Genomic DNA, 17,576 nt, shown 5'->3' with positions numbered 1-17,576 from the left:
CGCCGATACTGCCAGTCAGCCTCTTGGTTAGCCTGTTAGTTAGTTAATTAGTTAGCGGGCGGAAGCTTATGATCGAAAAAATCGACGATTTCCGCATTTAGTTTGGCATGCAATGCGGCTCTGTCCACGCCTGGCGGGTCATTGCATATCAACGGCACGGCAGCCTGCAAGGCCGCGCTACAGGGCGCAAGAAAGACATAGTGGCCGCCAGGCAGTTCGCCGCGCTCGACGCTAGCCGGCAGCAGGCTCAGCAGATGATCGGTGTTCCATTGGTTACGCAGGACCTGGTCGTTGCTGGCTTTATAGATACGTAGCGGAATAGTGACATCGGCCACGCTCTTGGCGTCGAACATGATGCTGAACGGCGCCATGGCCACTGCGGCGCGGATACGCTTATCGTCCGGCACCTTCCAACCCGGGCGGGTAATCCGCTGGCGCGATTGCGCGCCGGCAGAACACACCTCGCTGTCATCGCCATGGGCCGTGCAATAGGCGGCATACAGGGAAAAGTCCGGCTTGGCCCCGGCCATGACCATGGTAGTGTAAGCGCCGGCGGAAAAGCCGGCCATGCCGATACGCTTGGCGTCGATCGCCGGGGCGAGACGCTGGTCGGCCAGCACGGTGTCGAGCGTGGCCACCACTTGCCACGGCCGGCCGATGACCTGGAGGTCGCTGCCGCGCCCCTGTGGCTGGTCGAAACTATCGCCGAGATGGCGTGGCGTGGCGACGATGTAACCATGCCTGGCCAGGGTTTCGGCCAGATCCGCATGGCCGAACTCGCCGCCGCCGCTGCCGTGCGACAGGATGATCAGCGGATGCAACCCCGAGGTTATCGGCGCATCGCGCGTGGCATGGATCAGATAGGGTCCGGCATGCCATTCGACCTGCTCGGCGCTGGTCGGGTACCAGATGGCGACCGGCACCGCATAATCACCGGTAGTGGTAAGTGTGATCATGCCGACATTCGCCAGTGCGGCGCCGGCGCGCGCCTCCTGCATCCAGACGCTGCATAACGCCACCAATACCAACATCGCTGCACGTACATAACGCATATCGTCTCCAATGGAAATAGGTCAAACGGCCCGGCAGCCGGGCATGAGGGCGATTGTATGAGCTAGTCCGGTCAAGTACCTGACTGGGATTGCTCTTCTGCATGAGAAAATCCTCCATCGGAGCACTTGATCTCTGCCGCCGAAAGATCAACAATTGTGTCTGTCGGGTGTTTTTTTACAAGTCTGTCAACCGACCGCCCAGCCACTAGCGTTAACAGGCTGCAAACCAAGCTGAAAGCCGGCGCAATCGCCACCACCAATACTTGACGAAATAAGGAAACACCATGAACACGAAAATCATTGCGGTAATGTTATGCGCGCTTGCACTGGCTGGCACTACAGGTACAGCCAGCGCCAAGGGTTGCCTGAAAGGCGCCGCCGTAGGTGGCGTGGCAGGTCACTATGCCGGGCACCATGCGGTGGTGGGCGCAATCGGCGGCTGCGTCGTCGGACGACACCTGGCCAACAAAAAAGCCGCTGACGAGGCTGCGGCCGCACATGCCGCAGCGCCTGCCGCGCAACCGGCTCCAGCCAAGTAAGCAGCAGATTCATGGTTCGATGTTGCCGGAGCTGCAAGCAGGCTTTGGCGAAATACCGACAGCAAGCCCGCGCCGAAGCCGATTCGCGCGGGCTTGTTTTTTACACGTTGCCGGCAATCGATGACGCATGTCGGCATAATGGATGCCCTTGCACAGACCACGGGCACCATGAATTTCCTTGCAATCTCAGGCAGCTTGCGCGCCGCATCGCACAATTCCGACCTGTTGCGCGCCTTGGCCCGCCTGGCGCCGGCCGGCTTGCGCATAGAGCTCTATCGCGGCCTGGGTGACCTACCGCTGTTCAATCCCGACATCGAAGCCAGCGATCCGCCATCAGTGGCGGACCTGCGCGCCCGCATCATGGCCGCCGATGCGCTGCTTATCGCCAGCCCTGAATATGTGCACGGCATCACCGGCGCCATGAAGAACGCACTCGACTGGATGGTCGGTTGCGAGGCTTTCGTGCTCAAGCCTGTGGCCTTGCTGAACGCCTCGCCGCGGGCGGTGCATGCGCAGGCATCCTTGAGGGAAATCGTGACAATGATGTCGGCGCTGATCGTTGATGAAGCTAGCGTCACGGTACCCATCCTGGGCGCAAAACTCAGCGAAGATCAAATTGTCGCGCACCCGGAGATTGCTGCGACCTTGCGCGCCGCGCTGGCGGCATTAGTTGATGCAGTGACTGACAGCCACGCAGAGCGCCGATAATTTTTACCTTGTATGATCGGGTTCAGCTGTCAGCCGGCGCCGGCTGACAGCTCCCCCATCGCCACCTCATAAGGAAGCAGCAATATGCCATATGTAAATATTCAAATCACCAAGGGCGCCAGCCGCCAGCAGAAAGAGGAATTGGTCAAGGATGTCACCGCATCCCTGGTACGCGTGCTAGGCAAAAAGCCCGAGCAGACGCACATCGTGATCCAGGAAATCAATGAAGATGACTGGGGCTTCGGCGGGATGCTGTCGGACGATTACAAGAAGCTGCACGGCTGAAGAATGACGGGTATCCCGGGTTGCCGGAATACCCGAATACCACGCCAACAGCCGGCCTATCGCAGCGCCAGCAACAAGCCCAAGGCGATTGCTGCAGGCAATGCCTGGATGAACAGGATTTTCCGGCTCACCGTGAGCGCGCCGAAGATGCCGGCGACGATCACGCATGCCAGGAAAAATACCTTGATCGAGAAACCTTCGACGCCAAGGCACAAACCCCAGGCCAGGCCTGCCGCCAGGAAACCGTTATACAAACCTTGATTGGCGGCCAGCGCCTTCGATGCCGACGCAAACTCTGGCGTCAGCCGGAATGTCTTGAGGCCGAACGGCTTATCCCACAAGAACATCTCAAGCACCAGAAAATACACATGCAGCAAGGCGACCAAGGCGATCAGCAGGTTGATGACAGTATTCAAAACAGACTCCCTTATTATTTAATTTATTGATTTATTGATGCGGTGTGGTGGAAATAAGCTGAGTTGATTCGGACTAAGGCGCTGATTCGGCCGGCTTGGTTTGCTGCGCGGCCAATTCGGCGTCAAGCGCGGTCACTCTTTGCACCGCCGGGCGGGCGTTGATCCTGTCGATATAGGCCTGGATCACCGGCGACATCGGCACGATCTGGAAACCCGTGGTCCAGGTCAGCGCGGTGCCCCACAAGACGTCGGCGGCGCTGAACTTGTCGCCCAGAATATATGGCCCCTTCTCCAGCTGGTCGGTCAAGGTCTTGAGCATGGTGTCGAAGTCGCCGTAAGGCAGCATGGTCGCCGACGACGGCGCAACCTTGCGCGCGCGGTCGACCAGCGCCGGTTCGAAACTCGAGCCGTAGTACACCATCCAGCGCAGATAAGGGCCGCGCAAGGGATCATCGAGCGCCGGCGCCAAGCCTTTATCCATATACAGGTCGGCCAGGTAAAGGTAGACCGCCGGCTGTTCGGTAATCAGTGCCTCGCCATGCTTGATCGCCGGCACCTTCCCCATCGGATTGACGGCCAGGTAGGCGGCGCCGCGCTGCTCGCCGATTTTCATGTTGAGTGGGTGCAGTTCATAGTCTGCGCCAAGCTCTTCCAGCAAAATGCGCGCGCCCTTGGAGCGCGTGTTCGGGCAATGAAAAAGAGTGACGTGGCGGCTTTGTGTCATGGCGCTTTCCTTTTAATTTTATGCGGTGACGGGAATCCGTAATATATCCCATGGATCGATGACACATTAAGAAACAAACCGTGAATATTTCGCTGTCGTCGTAGTTGAAAACCTCTATTTTTCAAGCACAAAACTCTATGTCATTAATCTAATGACAAGAAAATTCCATCATCATCCGGCGCACTGTAAATTGTTTCTTTCCCATAGAGAAAACACACCAGAAACGCCAGTCTTTGCGGGCGATGGCGAAAGTTTTACTCTGTAAATGAATAATGATAAGTGTAAGTAAATGCACAGGACACATTTTTATCGACCTGGCTTCGTACAATCGATAGCACTGGACTCATTCAGGAGAGCAAATTAAAATCTCAACTCAGCATCGCAGCGATCATCTCCGGACGCTTTTCGTCTTTCGTGAAACAGCCTCTAAAAGGCCAGGGAGATCCCAATGTCATTTTGAAAAACGCACCGCCGCCGGCCAAGCCGGAAGCTGCGCCGCACTCGCGCGCCGGACTGGTGTGGAGCCCGGGTTTCTGGGATTACGTCGATGGCTGGTATGTATGGGAAGCCGGCCATTGGGAACTTGACCGTGCCGACCAGCAGTACTTGAAGCCGGGTTGGCAAAAAGTCATCCACGGCTGGAAACTGCAACGTGGCGAATGGCAGGTGAAATCGGTAAATTTCATCCGGAATGACACGACGGCCAAAGAGCAGGACAGCAATTCAGGATTGCAATACGATCCGCTGGCGGCATTTCGCTAAGCATTGAAAAATGCACGGTAGTTCGCTCGCCCGAAAATCGCCACGATGTGGCGATTTTTTTGTCCCGGCCAACGCTATCCCGTGCGCGTCATTAACGCATTGCGATGCGCCTGGCTGCGTTCCTGGCAGCGGAAGCAAATCCAGCGCCTGGATTTATTGCGCATGACAAAATCGCCCTCCGCGACTGCCACTTCGCCTTGATGATGTGAACAAAATCGTTTGCCGGTAACGTTTGCCGTAGCCTGGGTAACCAGCGCGAGCCGGTCTTGTCGTTGCAGATATGCGGTCATTGCTGATTCTTCCTTCTACAAATACTTGTCTGCTTGCCTGTTTCAACAGGCTGGAACACAGAATTTTCCATAGACATTGCTATTTCCCGAACGGATTGATGTTGACGGCATCTTTCGGTTTTTCCGACACGCCAGCCGCATGGCTACCATGGTCTTGTGCGGCGATTGCGGCTGCGGCATGGTCGCCCGCATTCGCATCGTCAGCTGCCCAGACGGCATAAATGCCGCCAAGGCCAAATACCAGGGCGGCGATCAGCCAGGCCAGATTCGATTGATTCATGTCAGTTCTCCGTACCTCATCACACCCGTCAAACCACCTTATGCGCTCAGTCTTGCTAGTGCCATTGCTCACCGCAGCAGACCGGAAAGGCCGCAGCGGTGAGGTCAAACATGCCTTCTACAAAATACCCGGATATTTGCTATGCGAATCGTACGAATTAACGCGCAAAATCCGAAGTGTTCTTGATGAAGGTGTTCAGGTTGGCGATGTTCAGGCTACCGAAACCTGTCGTCGCATCCCAGCCCTTGGCGGCTTTATAGCCGTAGGAACTGCTGGCGCCGTTGGTGCCGGAAGTGACGTCGTGCAGCAGCGCGGCGTTGGCAGCCAATGGAAAATACTTGTAGAAACTCGCTGCCGGGAAGCCCAGTGCGTTGCCGTTGGCCGATTGCAGACGGGCCCAGGTGCCAGTGAAGATCGGCGCTGCAAGGCTGGTGCCGCCTACCGTGCCGGTACGACCGTTGTAGTAGATGGTGGCGCCGCTGGCGCTGGCGGCGTCAAAGGCAATGTCCGGCAGACCACGGGTGGTCTTGCCTGCAGTGATCACGCCCTTCTGGTAACTCGGCGCCGCCTCGTACTTGCTGAAGCCGCCGCCGGTTGCCCACAAGCGCTTGGTCGGATCGGAATCGCCCTGGCTGTCGTAGACGCCGATGGCGCTCAGCCCTTCATTCCAGACCGTTTCGCTACTGTATGCGCCTGCATTGGTGTACAAGGTAGTACCGCCGACGGCGATAACGTATGGCGAACTGGCTGGCTCGCTGACGTCATAGGTCGATTTGTTTTTCGGTACGCCAGGCGCGCCGGAAATCGAGCTGGTCTGGCAATTGTAGGTGCCGGCGTCGCCTGTCGAAATCGAGAAGGTCTGGCCTTGCGCCACAGCTTGCTTGAAGACATTGTCGTCCGCTGCCTGGGTGCCGTCGCTATGCGTATCCGATTCGCAGCCGCCGAGCGAGACGTTGATGACTTTCGCCACATTGTCGGTCACCACCTTGTTGTACGAGGTAGTGATGCTGCTGAACTGCATGTCTGGCGACGCGTAGAAAATCAGTTTCTTGACGCCGCCTGAAGTACCGGTGATGGTCTGGCTGTCCAGGTTCCATTCGACCTGGCCGGAAGTATCGCTATAGTCGCTGCCCGAAGGACCGGTTTGCACCACAGAAGTACTGACGGTGGCGAGCCCCTTGGCTGTCGTGAATGCTTTCAGGTCGGTAATCGTCGGCGTGATGTCGCCTTCGGAGATGATGCCGACGGTAGTGTTGGAACCGGTTGGCGTGCTGCCGGCATTATAGATTGCCGGGAATTCCGCAGGGCTGTGCGGCGTAGCCACCGGCGTCGCATTTGGCGTGGCCTTGGCTTGCAACGCCACGCCGCCTTCTGCATCCAGTACGAAGCGATGGTGGGTCTGGGCGAGCGCAACGTTTTGCAGGCCGAGCACCGAACCGACGATGTTGCTCAAGGCCGCAGGCACTTGTGCCGCATCTGTGTTGGCAAATACTTTGCGGCCGTCTTGCTGGAAGCGTTTCAGCGCAGTGCGGAAGCCTGTTTGCACCGTGGCGGCAGTGCCGTCGGCGGACACCAGCTGACGATTCGGCGACACCGAGATATTGACGAAACCGGCTTTGCTCAGATGGGCAACTACAGCGGCAACATCTTTTTCCGTCGGTGCGTATTTTTCAGCGAATTGCGCCGGCGTCAGGAATTTTCCGTAGGAAGCGCTGCCTGGCGTACGCAGCTCTTGCAGGAATTGATCAAGCTGAGCTTCGTTACGCAAGTTCAGACTCAACGTCACATGGACCGGCTCGCCTTGCGCCAGCTGCACGGCTGATTCTGCCGGCGTTTGCACGCTGGCGTCGGCCGCTACACTTTTTTGATTGGCTTGCACCTGCGGCAAAAACGCCTGCGTCTTGGTGGCTACCCAAGTCGTGTTATCCACCGCAGCTGCATGAGCGGACATGGACACAAACACCAGTGACAGCGCTAACGACAACGCCGTAACCTGGGGAATCTGGCGAATCTTGCTTCTCCCTGCTGCTACCTTTGCTGATGTTTCCGATTTCATACTCTTATTCCTCTTGAAAAGAACAGATAAGGGACGCCGCGGCCTTGCAAGGCGATCTGCAATGCAAAGGTTGACTTGGCGCTGGTGTCTGCATCACGGAGCGTGATGCAACAGATAACGAGACTAGTGCAGAAACGTAATCCTGAAACTAGTCCGTTAAGGGGTTGGCGGCAGCATTAAAGCTGCATGTGCCGGAAGATGGGAGAAGCTTTACAGCAGCAAATTTCGTCAGGCGACGAATGCAACTGCGGGAATTTCAAATTGAGTCTGGCGCAAATCATGGGACTTCCCTCTTGAGGATTAACATCGGCGTCGATTACTCTTTTGGAGCGAACGCCGTGTAAAAAATCAAAGCTATGCTTCCTGCTTCTACAACTTGAATATGTTTTTCCGATGAATCAGAGTAAATCATTTATTTCTGCATAGCAATACAAAATGTTCTGATATTTTCTTCTACCGAAGCGCGTATTTCGCTTCCGCTTTTTGACAGAAAAAATTTATTTCATCGCGTGCATGGCCGAGATGATAGGCCGATGCACAAAAAAACAAATCAGCGCCAGCAGCACTGACAGTTGGAAAAAAAACGTTCCGCCCGCGGGAGCAGGCGGAACAAACGGCGGGAGCACCGAGGATATTGGGCCTGACAAAGTCTCTGTAAAAGGCTTGCTTTATTTCCGTAAAAACCGGAAGGGTTCTTCTCTTGAAGCGGAGTCCGGGCAAACAATTTACTATTTAATATTTATCTATTTTTCAAGGGCTGAAAAAATCATGAATTAAATATCTAAACATTAAATTCATGCTTCTATAACATCTACTGCTCTATGAAAAATCTTTCATAAACATACAGGTCTGTATATTTTTGCTGGACCAATAATATGACAGCTTTTTGCACAAGTAAACAGAATTTATTAGAACGTTTTGCCTTCTTCAAATCATTTAGTTGGCATCCGATAAAGCTTGAATGTGCACGCCGTCACTTGAATGTCAAATAGTGCATTGCGTGATTGGCGCGGCGGGGAGATGTCGGCGGGATCAGGGGGAGCGCTGTTCTCGCTCGAAATTTAAGGGGGAATGCCTGCGCCTCAGTGCGTTGAAGGGTCTTTTGCAGGTTGCGGAAAAATTGACGAGCCATATCCTGTAGCCGTTTTTTTAGAAATTAAATGTAATGCAATCCCGGCGACGCCCCCGTCTCGGTGTTACGCGCCGGCGGCGATTTATTTTGCCAGCCGCGCGAAAAATATCGAGTGCGGTAGAGTCGCCCATAACGTTGCGGCAACAATCAAGCCGCCGCCAATCCACGACAAAAGACTGAGTTGCTCGCCCAGCCAGAGCGAAACAAACAAGGCGCCGAATAAAGGCTCGCTTCCCATCAGCAAGGAAACCCGGGTGGGGTTCCCCTGCCGCACGCCATAATTCTGTGCAAAAAAAGCAAAAATGGTGCAAAACAATACCAGGTAAAAAGTGCCGATCCAGAAACCGGCGGCGCTCGGCAACGGCGGCAGTCCACTCTGCATGAACAGGCCCGCAATCAGAAAACAGCCAAGTCCGACCACGCCGGATTGCACCGCAGTCAAGGCCAGCGTCGACATGTCCTTGTTGAACGTCAAGCGCTTGGTCATGCACACCATGAAGGCGCGCAGCAAGGCTGCGGCCAGCATCAGGCCGTCACCCAGGTTGAATGACGAACTGCCGCCATAGGTCAGCAACCAGGTCCCGAAAAGCGAGACGAACGCCATCAGGAAAGCGCTGCCGCTCGGGCGCCGCGCCATCACCAGCCACTCGACAAAAGGCGTGAACACGACAAACAGGCTGATCAGGAAAGCCGCATTGGAGGCCTTGGTCTGGGCCAGGCCAAAGGTCTCGCATACAAATATGGCCAGCAGGATCAGCCCCAGCGGCAATCCTGCATACAAGGCGGCCCTGCCTTGCGGCTGTGCCAGCCGGCGCAAGCTCGGCAACAACAGCAAAAACGTCATGCTGAAGCGCAGCGCGACGAAACCCAGCACCGGATAGAAAACCAGGGCCTGCTTGGCAACCCCGTAACTGGTGCCCCAGACCGCGGCGACCAACAACAGCAGCAAGTCGGCAATCCAGATTTTTTTTGCGGAGAAAGCAGAAAAGAATGTTGTCATCGGGTTTTACCTAGGTCCTGTTGATGCCTCTGTCAATTCGGCGTCAGACATGAAGGCTTATTATGTTTTATCAGGACAAATACGATAATCTGTCGAATCGGAACAATACTTGTACCCAACGGGAATAAATGAGCAATCATCGATACATCAAGTTGATGCCGGACATGGCGGTGTTTGTACGGGTAGTGGAGACCGGCAGTTTCTCTGCCGCGGCGCTGGAGCTGGGCATGACGCCATCGGCCGTCAGCCGCCAGGTTTCGCGCCTGGAGAAGGCGCTGGCGATCAGGCTGCTGGAACGCACCACACGCAAACTGCGCCTGAGTGAATCCGGCAGCGAGACTTTCCTGCGCTGCCAGGACATGGTCAGCGCCGCCAGGGCGGCAACCGAAGTTGCGGACAAATTCGTGGCGCTGCCGCGCGGCCTGCTGCGGGTCGGCATGCCGAAAGCGTTCGGCAAATCGGTGGTGGCGCCGTTGATACCCGGCTTTCTTGAAAAATATCCGCAAGTCGACGTGCAGCTGATCCTCAACGATCGCCATCTCAACCTGATCAACGACGATGCCGACCTGGTGATCAACATTACCCAGCAACCAGCCGAAGGACTGGCGGCGCGGCCGCTGATGTCGGTTGACCAGGTATTGTGCGCCACGCCGGCCTACCTGGCGCGGCATGGCACGCCGCGCCAGCCGCAAGACTTGTGCGGCCACAGCTGCCTGTCGCTGGGAGAAAACCCGGGCGACGCCGACTGGCGATTCTTGCGCAAAGGCGAAGCCACCATCGTCAAGGTCAGCGGCCGCTACGTCGTCAATCACAGCGGCGCGCGGCTGGAAGGCGTGCTGCAACACCTGGGGATCGGCTGCCTGCCCTATTTCACGGCGCGCAGCGCGCTCGAACAGGGCCTGGTGAAAGCGCTGCTGAGCGACTGGGAATTCGTCTCCGCCTATCAGGGCACGGCGTACATACAATATCTGCCGACGCGTTATCTGGCGCCAAAAATGCGGGTCTTCATCGACTATCTGGCGCAGCATCTGGAAGCAGACCTGAAACCAGCGGCACGGCAGCGGCTGGCGACCAGTCCATGAAACATACCAGTGTCCGTCAACAGCTACTGTCGCTGGTTTTCCTGGTTTCCCTTTACAGCTCCGCCAGTGCCTGCGCTGCGCAACAAGTGGTGGTCGATACCGGCCATACCACCGAAAAGCCCGGCGCCATCGGTCACAACGGCAAGCGTGAATTCGACCTCAACCGGCAACTGACGATCGCCTTGATCAAGGCCTTGCGAGCAAAGGGGCTGAGCGTGACCGATGTCGCTGCAGCCGGTTCGCCGCAGTCTCTGCAAGCGCGCACCCAAGCCAGCAGCGGCGCCGCGCTGTTCATCTCCATCCATCATGACTCGATGCAGCAAGCGTGGCTGGATGCCGGCAGGAGCCGCGAATTTTCCGGCTATGCGCTATTCGTTTCCGTCGGCAAGCCGCAATACGCGCGCAGCCTGGCATGCGCAAAAAACATCGGCCGCGGCATGCAAGCGATCGGCGAACATCCGTCGCTGTACCACGCGACGCCGATTGCCGGCGAAAACCGGCCCTTGATCGACAGTGCCTTGGGGATCCATCGCTTTGATGATCTGGTGGTGCTGAAAACCGCTGAAGCGCCGGCGCTGCTGCTCGAAGTCGGAGTGCTGGCCAATCCCGACGAGGAGCCGCGCCTGGCGGCGCCGCAGTTTGCCGATCGTGCGGCAAACGCGATTGCCAATGGCATCCTTCAGTGTCTGCCGGCAGAACAATAAAATTCCGCTTCAGGCAGCGCCATTCTCTTGCCGCCCACAGAATGGCGCCGACGTGCGCGGCTAATGCGGGCGCCGCTGTTCGTATCGCAGGGTAAATACCTGACGCATCACGATTCGCGATCGTCGTTTGTAGTTCAATGCTTGCCTAGCTCCGACATGGGTGTGCGATAAGTTTCTTTCGCCGTCGCGGCCGAAATCGCAGCGATCACAGCGGTGATGCTGACGAAGATGGCAACCGGCATCCAGCCGTTCGCGCCCGGCCCCTGGATCGCGGCGCTGATGGTCGGCGCGAAGCCGCCCAGGCCGAAGCCGATCTGGGTGCCGATCGCCATGCCTGACAAACGCACCCGCGTATTGAACATTTCGCCGTAAAGCGATGGCCAGATGCCATTGGCTGCGCTATAGACCACGCCGGATAATAGCAAGCCGAAAGTAAAAATGAGCGGGATGTCTGCCTGGTGGATACTCCACAGGTAAGGCCACACCAGCGCCGCCGAGCCGAGCGCACCGAAGATGAACACCGGCTTGCGGCCGATGCGGTCGGACAAGATGGCGAAGGCCGGAATCGCGGCCAGCGCCACCACATTGGCCAGGATCAGCACGGTCAGCATGGTAGCGCGCGGAATATGCATGGTGTTGACCGCATATGACAGCGTAAAGACGCTGAAGATGGTGCTCACCACCGAAATCAGCGCCGCGAAAATCACCCGCAACAAGGCAACTTTATGCTCACGGAACAAGATTGCAAGTGGCAATTCGTCCGATTGCCGGGATTTTTCATCGTTGAACGCCGGCGTTTCAGGCAAGGTGCGGCGCACCCAGATGCCGACCATCACCACCACGGCACTGAGGAAAAACGGAATCCGCCAGCCCCAGGACAGCAACTGCTCTTCCGGCAATGCAGAAATCGGCAAGAACACCAGGGTCGCCAGGATCAGGCCGGCCTGGGTGCCGCTCAAGGTAAAGCTGGTGAAGAAAGCGCGGCGGTGCGCCGGCGCATGCTCCAGCGTCATCGAATTGGCGCCGGCCTGCTCACCCGCCGCCGACACACCCTGCAACATCCGTAATATGACCAGCATGACCGGTGCAGCGATGCCAACCTGGCTATAGGTTGGCAACAGGCCGACCAGGAAAGTCGAGACGCCCATCAACAGCAAGGTAAACGTCAGCACCTTCTTGCGGCCGTATTTATCGCCGATGTGTCCCAGCACCACGGCGCCGATCGGCCGCGTTATGTAAGCGACGCCAAAGGTGGCGAAGGCGGCAATCGAGGCGGTCGCGGGATCGAATGACGGAAAGAATATCTTGCCGAACACCAGCGCCGCAGCAGTGCCGTAGATAAAAAAATCGTAGTACTCAACCGCGCTGCCTATCCAGCTGGCGAGCGCGGCCTTACGCGATGAACGGGTAGAAGCCGGCGCAGCTGCGGCCGCGGTTTGTGGAGAAATTTGTTGCGATACGGTAGATGGTGACATGCAATCCTCGATGATCTGTAGATATATATTCGGTTTCCGGAGAGAAGGCAATATCCTCAGAACCGGTGCAGGATGCCGGCCTGCAGGCCGACCAGGCTCTTGCCATTGATGTCCGCGCCTGCCAGATTGGCCGTGGGGCCGGCGGAACCGCTGAAACGAAAGCCGGCATTGGGATCGTTCTTCATGTAGTTGGCGAAACTGTAGAGCGTGGTGCGTTTGGATAAATCGCAGTAGGCGCCGACATTGCCGCCTCGCGCACCCGCGCCGCCGCCGGAACTATCCTTCATCAAGCCATACAGGGCACCGATACGCAGCTGAGGGCTAAGGCGATAATCGGCTGAAACCTGATAAATGTTGTACATGCGTTGCACATTGGCGTTATTGCCGGCATAGGCATTGTTCGGAATGCTGACATTATTGAGAATCGCCGCGGCATTGTTGCCGTTGGCATTGCCAGTGACGTTGTTGCTACGCACATACGCGAAGTAAAGCTTGCCGCCGCCGTAATCGTAGTCGGCATACAGATTGTGATAGACCACTTTATCGGCAAATACCGCCTGCGCCGCCGGCTTGGCCCACAAGCCGGCATAACCTGCGCGGTAGGGGCCATTGCTGTAGTCCAGTCCGAACTGGTAGACGCCACGCGCGCCTAGGTTTTCACCCGCGGTTTCAGTCAATGCGTAGTGGACATCCAGCTGGAAACCCGCGAGCCGAGGCGACTTGTAGGAAAGATCGTTATCGTAGCGCGAGGGCACGCCAAAACTGTTGATGAGCGAACCATAGGTGGTGCGTTCGGTATAGTCGATCGCACCGCCGATGAAAAACACAATCGTGTTCTGGCGTCCGATGCGGAACTCGCCAAGCGGCGTATTCATGCCGATCCAGGCCTGGCGGTCGAACAGGCGGCTGGCGTCCGCAGCGGCGCCGGTGTTGGCGTTCAAGCCTTGCTCCAGGGTGAATTTGGTCTGGTAGCCGTTGCCCAGATCTTCGATACCGCGCAAGCCAAGGCGGCTGCGCAAGATGGCGCCGTCGTTCACGCCGGTGACGCTGGCGCCGCTGCTACTGTGGATGTAGCCCAGGTACTGGTCGATATCGCCATACAAGGTAACGTTAGGCTCTGCTTGCGCAAAAGCGGAACAGCCGGCAAAACTGCAGGCAGCAAAGATCTTTCTCTTCATGACATCTCCATAGGATTTATTGTTATGTTTGACTGCACGCCGCGGCCCACCCTGGGCGTGCCGCGGTTTTTCCCGGGTATTTAGCGAAGCGGGATATCTTCGCAAGGCGAGCCGGTGTTAGCGGCTTCGATATTTTTGGCGAGGCACGAATTGAGCGGGCGAACATGCGCGCCGTGGAAAAATTGCGCGGATTTTGGGTGTAGGTTGATGCTGTCTCCTTGCCGTTTCCTTTTTGTTTTCTTGCTACCTGCAGCGCTTTTTGTTATTCACGGCTGTTCTTATGCTGGTCTGGCGTCTGCTGGGCTGTGAAAGTCCTCTAGGCCATGGCCGGATGGTCTGCCGCCGGTTGCCGCACCTGCAGATTGCGCCGCAGCACCTGGTCGGTCACCCACTTGGCGGCGCAATGCGCGCGGCGGGCGACGATCTCGGGCGAGAGCTGCAAGTAATCGTCGTTGAACACTTCGAAGCTGTAATCACCGCGATAGCCGCCCCGGTCCAGCCGGCGCAGCAAATCGGACAATTCTTTCGAATGTGCACCCTCTCCGGGAAATACGCGCAAATGGCGCGCGGTTTCCAGTCTTTCTTCGGCGCTGCGGATATCGCTCCACATGAAATCGGATAGCTGCACCATGGCGATCTTATGGCCGGGAATATCGGTCAAACCATCGAAGTCGGCCTGGTTGGCGAGCATGTGAAAAGAGTCGATCACCACTCCCAGGTTGGCATGATCTGCCAGCTCTACCGCTTCCCACGATTGCGTGTACTGGTTGATGTGCCGGCCCCAAGACAAGGCTTCATAGCCGATACGGACGCCAAGCGGCACCGCCAGCGTCGCCAGCTTGGCCAGGTGCCGCGCGATCAGCGCCAGCTCGCCACTGGCATGGCTCGATGTGCTTGAACACACCATCAGCAGCGGCGCGCCGACAGCCTTGCACACCTGCAGCAAGTTCTTCGCAATATCGAGCTTGTATTCGTGCAGAGCGCCAGACAAGCCTTCGAAGTCGCGCATCACCTGGATGCCGGTAACCCGCACGCCGCTGGCCTTCACCAGCCGCACCGCTTCATCAAGACCACCGGCATGGCCCGCCAGATCTCTGGCCCACAGCATGATCTGTGAAAAACCCGCGGCCCTGGACGCGCACAGTTTCGATTCCAGCGGACCGGCCAGCGTGATGCTGTCCATACCGAAATTATTCAGGTTCATAGCACCCCCAAAGCGCGGAAAGCATCCGAAGATACGCCCGGATAACCAAACAGCTCCAGATACAAAGGCGATTGTTCGATCATCATTTCCCTGCCCCTCTGGATGCGGCAGCCGAGCCGCTGCGCTTCCAGCAGCAAGGAGGTCATTTCGATTTTCATGCCGCAATCGGCGACGATGCAGGATGGCGCCACGCCCTCCAGGTCTAGCGGCAACGGATCGCCGGCATACATGCCGAGCGGGGTCGAATTGACGATCAGGTCGTAGCCCCCGGCGCGCGGCTTACCGATCTCCACCCGGGTCGCCGGGAAAGCTTGCTGCAAACGCATTTGCAAGGCAAGCGCCTGCGGTAGACGGTTATCGTAGATCGCCACATGGCCGATACCACGCGCCGCCAGCGCCGCCGCCACCGCGCAGCCAACGCCGCCGCTGCCGACCACCAGCGCCCTGGCTCGCGGCCAGTCGAACGGGGTGTCGCTGCAAATGCGGTCGAATGCACGGATGAAGCCTTCGCCATCGATCAGGTCGCCTGCCAGCGACCGCCCGTCCGCCGTCCGGTAAATGGCGTTGCAGGCGCCTGCCAGGACGGCGCGCGCAGTCGGCTGATCGACTGCGGCCACGCTCATCGGCTTGTGCGGAATCGAGACGAAAATGCCGCCCACATTCTCAACCGCCATCAGCATGCGCACCGCCGCGCCATACGCCTCCGGCGCGATCTTGAGCGGCACCACGCGGGCGTCGATACCGTGCTGCTGGAAGTAAGCATTGAACAGAGCCGGCGCCTTGACTTGCTCCACCGGCCAGCCGATCACGGGAAAAATACGGGTAGTGCCGGAAATCTCAAGCATGTTGCCGCTCCCGCTGGCTGACCACCAGTTCAAAACTGACGCCGCCTTTGTAGAGCTGCGTCAGCGCGCCCTTGGCGCTCACCTGGGCTGATTCGCGGTCGACGAAAACAATGCCGCGCTGCTTCAACTGCCGCACCGCGTCTAGCACGTCCGGCGCGCCAAGGCCGACGCGTATCAATTGTTCGTCCCACTGCAGGCCGGCGGCGCCGTCTGGCGGCTCCACCAGTTGCAGGTAAAAACTGTGGCACGGACTTTCAAGCAAAACGCCCTTGGGCAGCACGCCAAAATAGCGTCCTTGCGGCAGCGGCCGGAAATCCATCAGTTGCTGGTAAAAATCGATCCACTCGGGCGAGCGGTCACGGCCGATGGCTTGCACCACGCCGAAGAAATGCATCCCGGCCAGCGCCGGCGGATTCGCAGGGGCGTTGAAGATCGGCTTGAAGTCGACGTCGTAAATAGAGAAATCGCGGAAACGATCGACAAAATACAGGATCGAGTCGCCAGCGCCGTGCACGCCCGGAATATTCAGCTCCATCACGCCGGCACGGGTCTGGATCGCCCAGGCGCCGCTTTCGATCGCGTGGCGATATGCGGCATCGGCGTCACGTACCCGCAATGCAATCGCGCTGATGACAGTTGCCTGCACCTCGCCCTCGCTCTGCGGCAGAGAAGCCGGATCGGCATTGACGATTACATTCATCGCCCCTTGGCGATACAACGTGACTTCGCGCGAACGGTGACGTGCGGTCGGCACAAACCCGATTTGTTCCAGCAAGGCGCCTAGCGCCAGCGGCTGCACCGTTGCATATTCGACAAATTCGATGCCATCTATGCCGAGCGGATTATTCGGTTCCGGATTGTGTTCTTGCGCAGTCATACTGGTCCTTGGCTGAAATTGTCAGGCCAAGTATAGGAAGCCGCCGCCGCGAAAAACAGAGTCGAAAATCTGATATATTGTGCTAATCGCGCAGTTGGCGCGATTAGCGCGCATTTTTGAGATTATCTGCAAATGAAAAAGCCGGAATTACTGGAAGTCGAGGTCGCCAAACGCGACCTGATCGATGGCCTGATCAAGGGCGTCGACGTCATCACCGCCTTCAACGACGACACTGTGCGGCTGACCGCCCGCGAACTGGCGGAAAAAGTCGCACTCAGCCGCAGCGCGGCGCGCCGCTACCTGCTGACACTGGTGCATATCGGCCTGGCGGCGACCGATGGCCACAGCTTCTGGCTGACGCCGAAAGTACTCAACCTGGGACGCTCGTACCTGGATTCGGCGCGCCTGCCGCGCGCCATCGTGCCTTTCCTGCAGCGCCTGACCTTGCAATTGCAGGAATCAACCAACTACTCGGTGCTGGAGGGCGACGACGTGGTGTATGTCAGCCGCGTCAATGCGCCGCGGCTGCTGACCACCGGCTTCGAACCCGGCACCCGCCTGCCGGCCTATACCTCGACCGCCGGCCGGGTGCTGCTGTCAGCGCTGCCGGATGCGAAATTGCACGCCTACCTGGAGCGCATCGAACTGGTCGCCTACACTCATCTGACCATCCTCGACAAGCAACAGCTGCTGCGGGAATTGCTGGCGATCCGCGAAGATGGTTTCGGCGTTACCGAAAACCAGTATGAAATCGGCCTGCGCGGCATTTCGGTGCCGATCAAGAGCCGGCGCGGCACGCTGATCGGCGCCGTGAGCGTATCCATGATGATTTCCAACAGCTCCCGGGCGGAAGCAACGGCGCGTTGCGTGCCGGCGTTGCAAGCGACCGCCAATACCTTGATGATGTGGGTCTGATGCTGAGGGCGTAAAAACAAGCAACGAATTTTTACGCATTGTTTACATGCGG

The 17,576-nt window shown here is 57.8% G+C and carries 19 protein-coding genes; 8 read left to right on the top strand and 11 right to left on the bottom strand.

Annotated elements, in window-relative coordinates:
- Nucleotides 1–47 precede the first annotated feature (47 nt).
- A complete protein-coding gene (locus ABI171_RS17005) occupies nt 48–1,052 on the bottom strand; it encodes a dienelactone hydrolase (RefSeq protein ID WP_348093716.1) in 1,005 nt (334 codons plus the stop codon).
- Between the two features lie 284 nt (nt 1,053–1,336).
- Between ABI171_RS17005 and ABI171_RS17000 the strand changes: the two genes are divergently transcribed.
- The 3 genes from ABI171_RS17000 to ABI171_RS16990 all read left to right on the top strand — a co-directional run bounded on the left by ABI171_RS17000 (nt 1,337) and on the right by ABI171_RS16990 (nt 2,584).
- Nucleotides 1,337–1,591, top strand: a complete 255-nt coding sequence (locus ABI171_RS17000; protein WP_348093715.1) for a hypothetical protein — start codon at nt 1,337–1,339, stop codon at nt 1,589–1,591.
- Nucleotides 1,592–1,759: 168 nt separating this feature from the next.
- Nucleotides 1,760–2,299, top strand: a complete 540-nt coding sequence (locus ABI171_RS16995) for an NADPH-dependent FMN reductase (protein WP_348093714.1) — start codon at nt 1,760–1,762, stop codon at nt 2,297–2,299.
- An 84-nt stretch (nt 2,300–2,383) separates the two neighbouring features.
- A complete protein-coding gene (locus ABI171_RS16990) occupies nt 2,384–2,584 on the top strand; it encodes a 4-oxalocrotonate tautomerase family protein (RefSeq protein WP_038487586.1) in 201 nt (66 codons plus the stop codon).
- Between the two features lie 56 nt (nt 2,585–2,640).
- Here ABI171_RS16990 and ABI171_RS16985 read toward each other — a convergent pair whose 3' ends face one another.
- On the bottom strand, nt 2,641–3,000 hold the full coding sequence (locus ABI171_RS16985; protein WP_348093713.1) for a DUF1304 domain-containing protein: 360 nt from the start codon (nt 2,998–3,000) through the stop codon (nt 2,641–2,643).
- 73 nt (nt 3,001–3,073) lie between these two features.
- Complete coding sequence (locus tag ABI171_RS16980; protein WP_348093712.1) at nt 3,074–3,724, bottom strand: glutathione S-transferase family protein; 651 nt, start codon at nt 3,722–3,724, stop codon at nt 3,074–3,076.
- A 414-nt stretch (nt 3,725–4,138) separates the two neighbouring features.
- Here ABI171_RS16980 and ABI171_RS16975 point away from each other — a divergent pair, with 414 nt between their 5' ends.
- A complete protein-coding gene (locus ABI171_RS16975; protein WP_348093711.1) occupies nt 4,139–4,486 on the top strand; it encodes a hypothetical protein in 348 nt (115 codons plus the stop codon).
- A 369-nt stretch (nt 4,487–4,855) separates the two neighbouring features.
- Here ABI171_RS16975 and ABI171_RS16970 read toward each other — a convergent pair whose 3' ends face one another.
- Both ABI171_RS16970 and ABI171_RS16965 read right to left on the bottom strand, forming a co-directional pair.
- Nucleotides 4,856–5,056, bottom strand: a complete 201-nt coding sequence (locus tag ABI171_RS16970; RefSeq protein WP_348093710.1) for a hypothetical protein — start codon at nt 5,054–5,056, stop codon at nt 4,856–4,858.
- A gap of 157 nt (nt 5,057–5,213) precedes the next feature.
- Nucleotides 5,214–7,112, bottom strand: coding sequence for a S53 family peptidase (locus ABI171_RS16965; protein ID WP_348093709.1), 1,899 nt, complete (start codon nt 7,110–7,112; stop codon nt 5,214–5,216).
- Nucleotides 7,113–7,625: 513 nt separating this feature from the next.
- Here ABI171_RS16965 and ABI171_RS16960 point away from each other — a divergent pair.
- Nucleotides 7,626–7,889: a hypothetical protein gene (locus ABI171_RS16960; protein ID WP_348093708.1), complete on the top strand. Its 264-nt coding sequence runs from the start codon at nt 7,626–7,628 to the stop codon at nt 7,887–7,889.
- A gap of 437 nt (nt 7,890–8,326) precedes the next feature.
- Here the strand turns inward: ABI171_RS16960 and ABI171_RS16955 are convergent, their stop codons facing one another.
- A complete protein-coding gene (locus ABI171_RS16955; RefSeq protein WP_348093707.1) occupies nt 8,327–9,244 on the bottom strand; it encodes an EamA family transporter in 918 nt (305 codons plus the stop codon).
- A 128-nt stretch (nt 9,245–9,372) separates the two neighbouring features.
- Here ABI171_RS16955 and ABI171_RS16950 point away from each other — a divergent pair, with 128 nt between their 5' ends.
- On the top strand, nt 9,373–10,326 hold the full coding sequence (locus tag ABI171_RS16950; protein ID WP_348093706.1) for a LysR family transcriptional regulator: 954 nt from the start codon (nt 9,373–9,375) through the stop codon (nt 10,324–10,326).
- Entirely contained in the window at nt 10,323–11,030 is a 708-nt protein-coding gene (locus tag ABI171_RS16945; RefSeq protein WP_348093705.1) for an N-acetylmuramoyl-L-alanine amidase, read from the top strand. The genes ABI171_RS16950 and ABI171_RS16945 overlap by 4 nt, the downstream gene beginning before the upstream one ends.
- Before the next feature lie 134 nt (nt 11,031–11,164).
- Here ABI171_RS16945 and ABI171_RS16940 read toward each other — a convergent pair whose 3' ends face one another.
- From ABI171_RS16940 to ABI171_RS16920, 5 genes are all read right to left on the bottom strand, one after another.
- Nucleotides 11,165–12,505 (bottom strand): MFS transporter, encoded by a 1,341-nt coding sequence (locus tag ABI171_RS16940; protein WP_348093704.1) that lies wholly within the window; start codon nt 12,503–12,505, stop codon nt 11,165–11,167.
- A gap of 56 nt (nt 12,506–12,561) precedes the next feature.
- Nucleotides 12,562–13,683 carry a porin gene (locus ABI171_RS16935; protein WP_348093703.1) on the bottom strand — a complete coding sequence of 374 codons (1,122 nt, stop codon included), beginning with the start codon at nt 13,681–13,683 and terminating at the stop codon, nt 12,562–12,564.
- Between the two features lie 316 nt (nt 13,684–13,999).
- Complete coding sequence (locus ABI171_RS16930) at nt 14,000–14,887, bottom strand: sugar phosphate isomerase/epimerase (RefSeq protein ID WP_348093702.1); 888 nt, start codon at nt 14,885–14,887, stop codon at nt 14,000–14,002.
- Nucleotides 14,884–15,732, bottom strand: coding sequence for a ThiF family adenylyltransferase (locus tag ABI171_RS16925; protein ID WP_348093701.1), 849 nt, complete (start codon nt 15,730–15,732; stop codon nt 14,884–14,886). The genes ABI171_RS16930 and ABI171_RS16925 overlap by 4 nt, the downstream gene beginning before the upstream one ends.
- On the bottom strand, nt 15,725–16,609 hold the full coding sequence (locus ABI171_RS16920; protein WP_348093700.1) for a 4-hydroxyphenylpyruvate dioxygenase: 885 nt from the start codon (nt 16,607–16,609) through the stop codon (nt 15,725–15,727). The genes ABI171_RS16925 and ABI171_RS16920 overlap by 8 nt, the downstream gene beginning before the upstream one ends.
- Before the next feature lie 132 nt (nt 16,610–16,741).
- On the opposite strand from ABI171_RS16920, the gene ABI171_RS16915 reads away from it, so the two are divergent.
- Nucleotides 16,742–17,524 (top strand): IclR family transcriptional regulator C-terminal domain-containing protein, encoded by a 783-nt coding sequence (locus ABI171_RS16915; RefSeq protein ID WP_348093699.1) that lies wholly within the window; start codon nt 16,742–16,744, stop codon nt 17,522–17,524.
- The last annotated feature ends 52 nt before the right edge of the window (nt 17,525–17,576 follow it).

Source organism: Collimonas sp. (assembly GCF_039923675.1).
Lineage (GTDB): Bacteria > Pseudomonadota > Gammaproteobacteria > Burkholderiales > Burkholderiaceae_D > Collimonas.
Note: the sequence above shows the minus strand (reverse complement) of the source record. Positions and strands in the feature narration are given on the sequence as shown.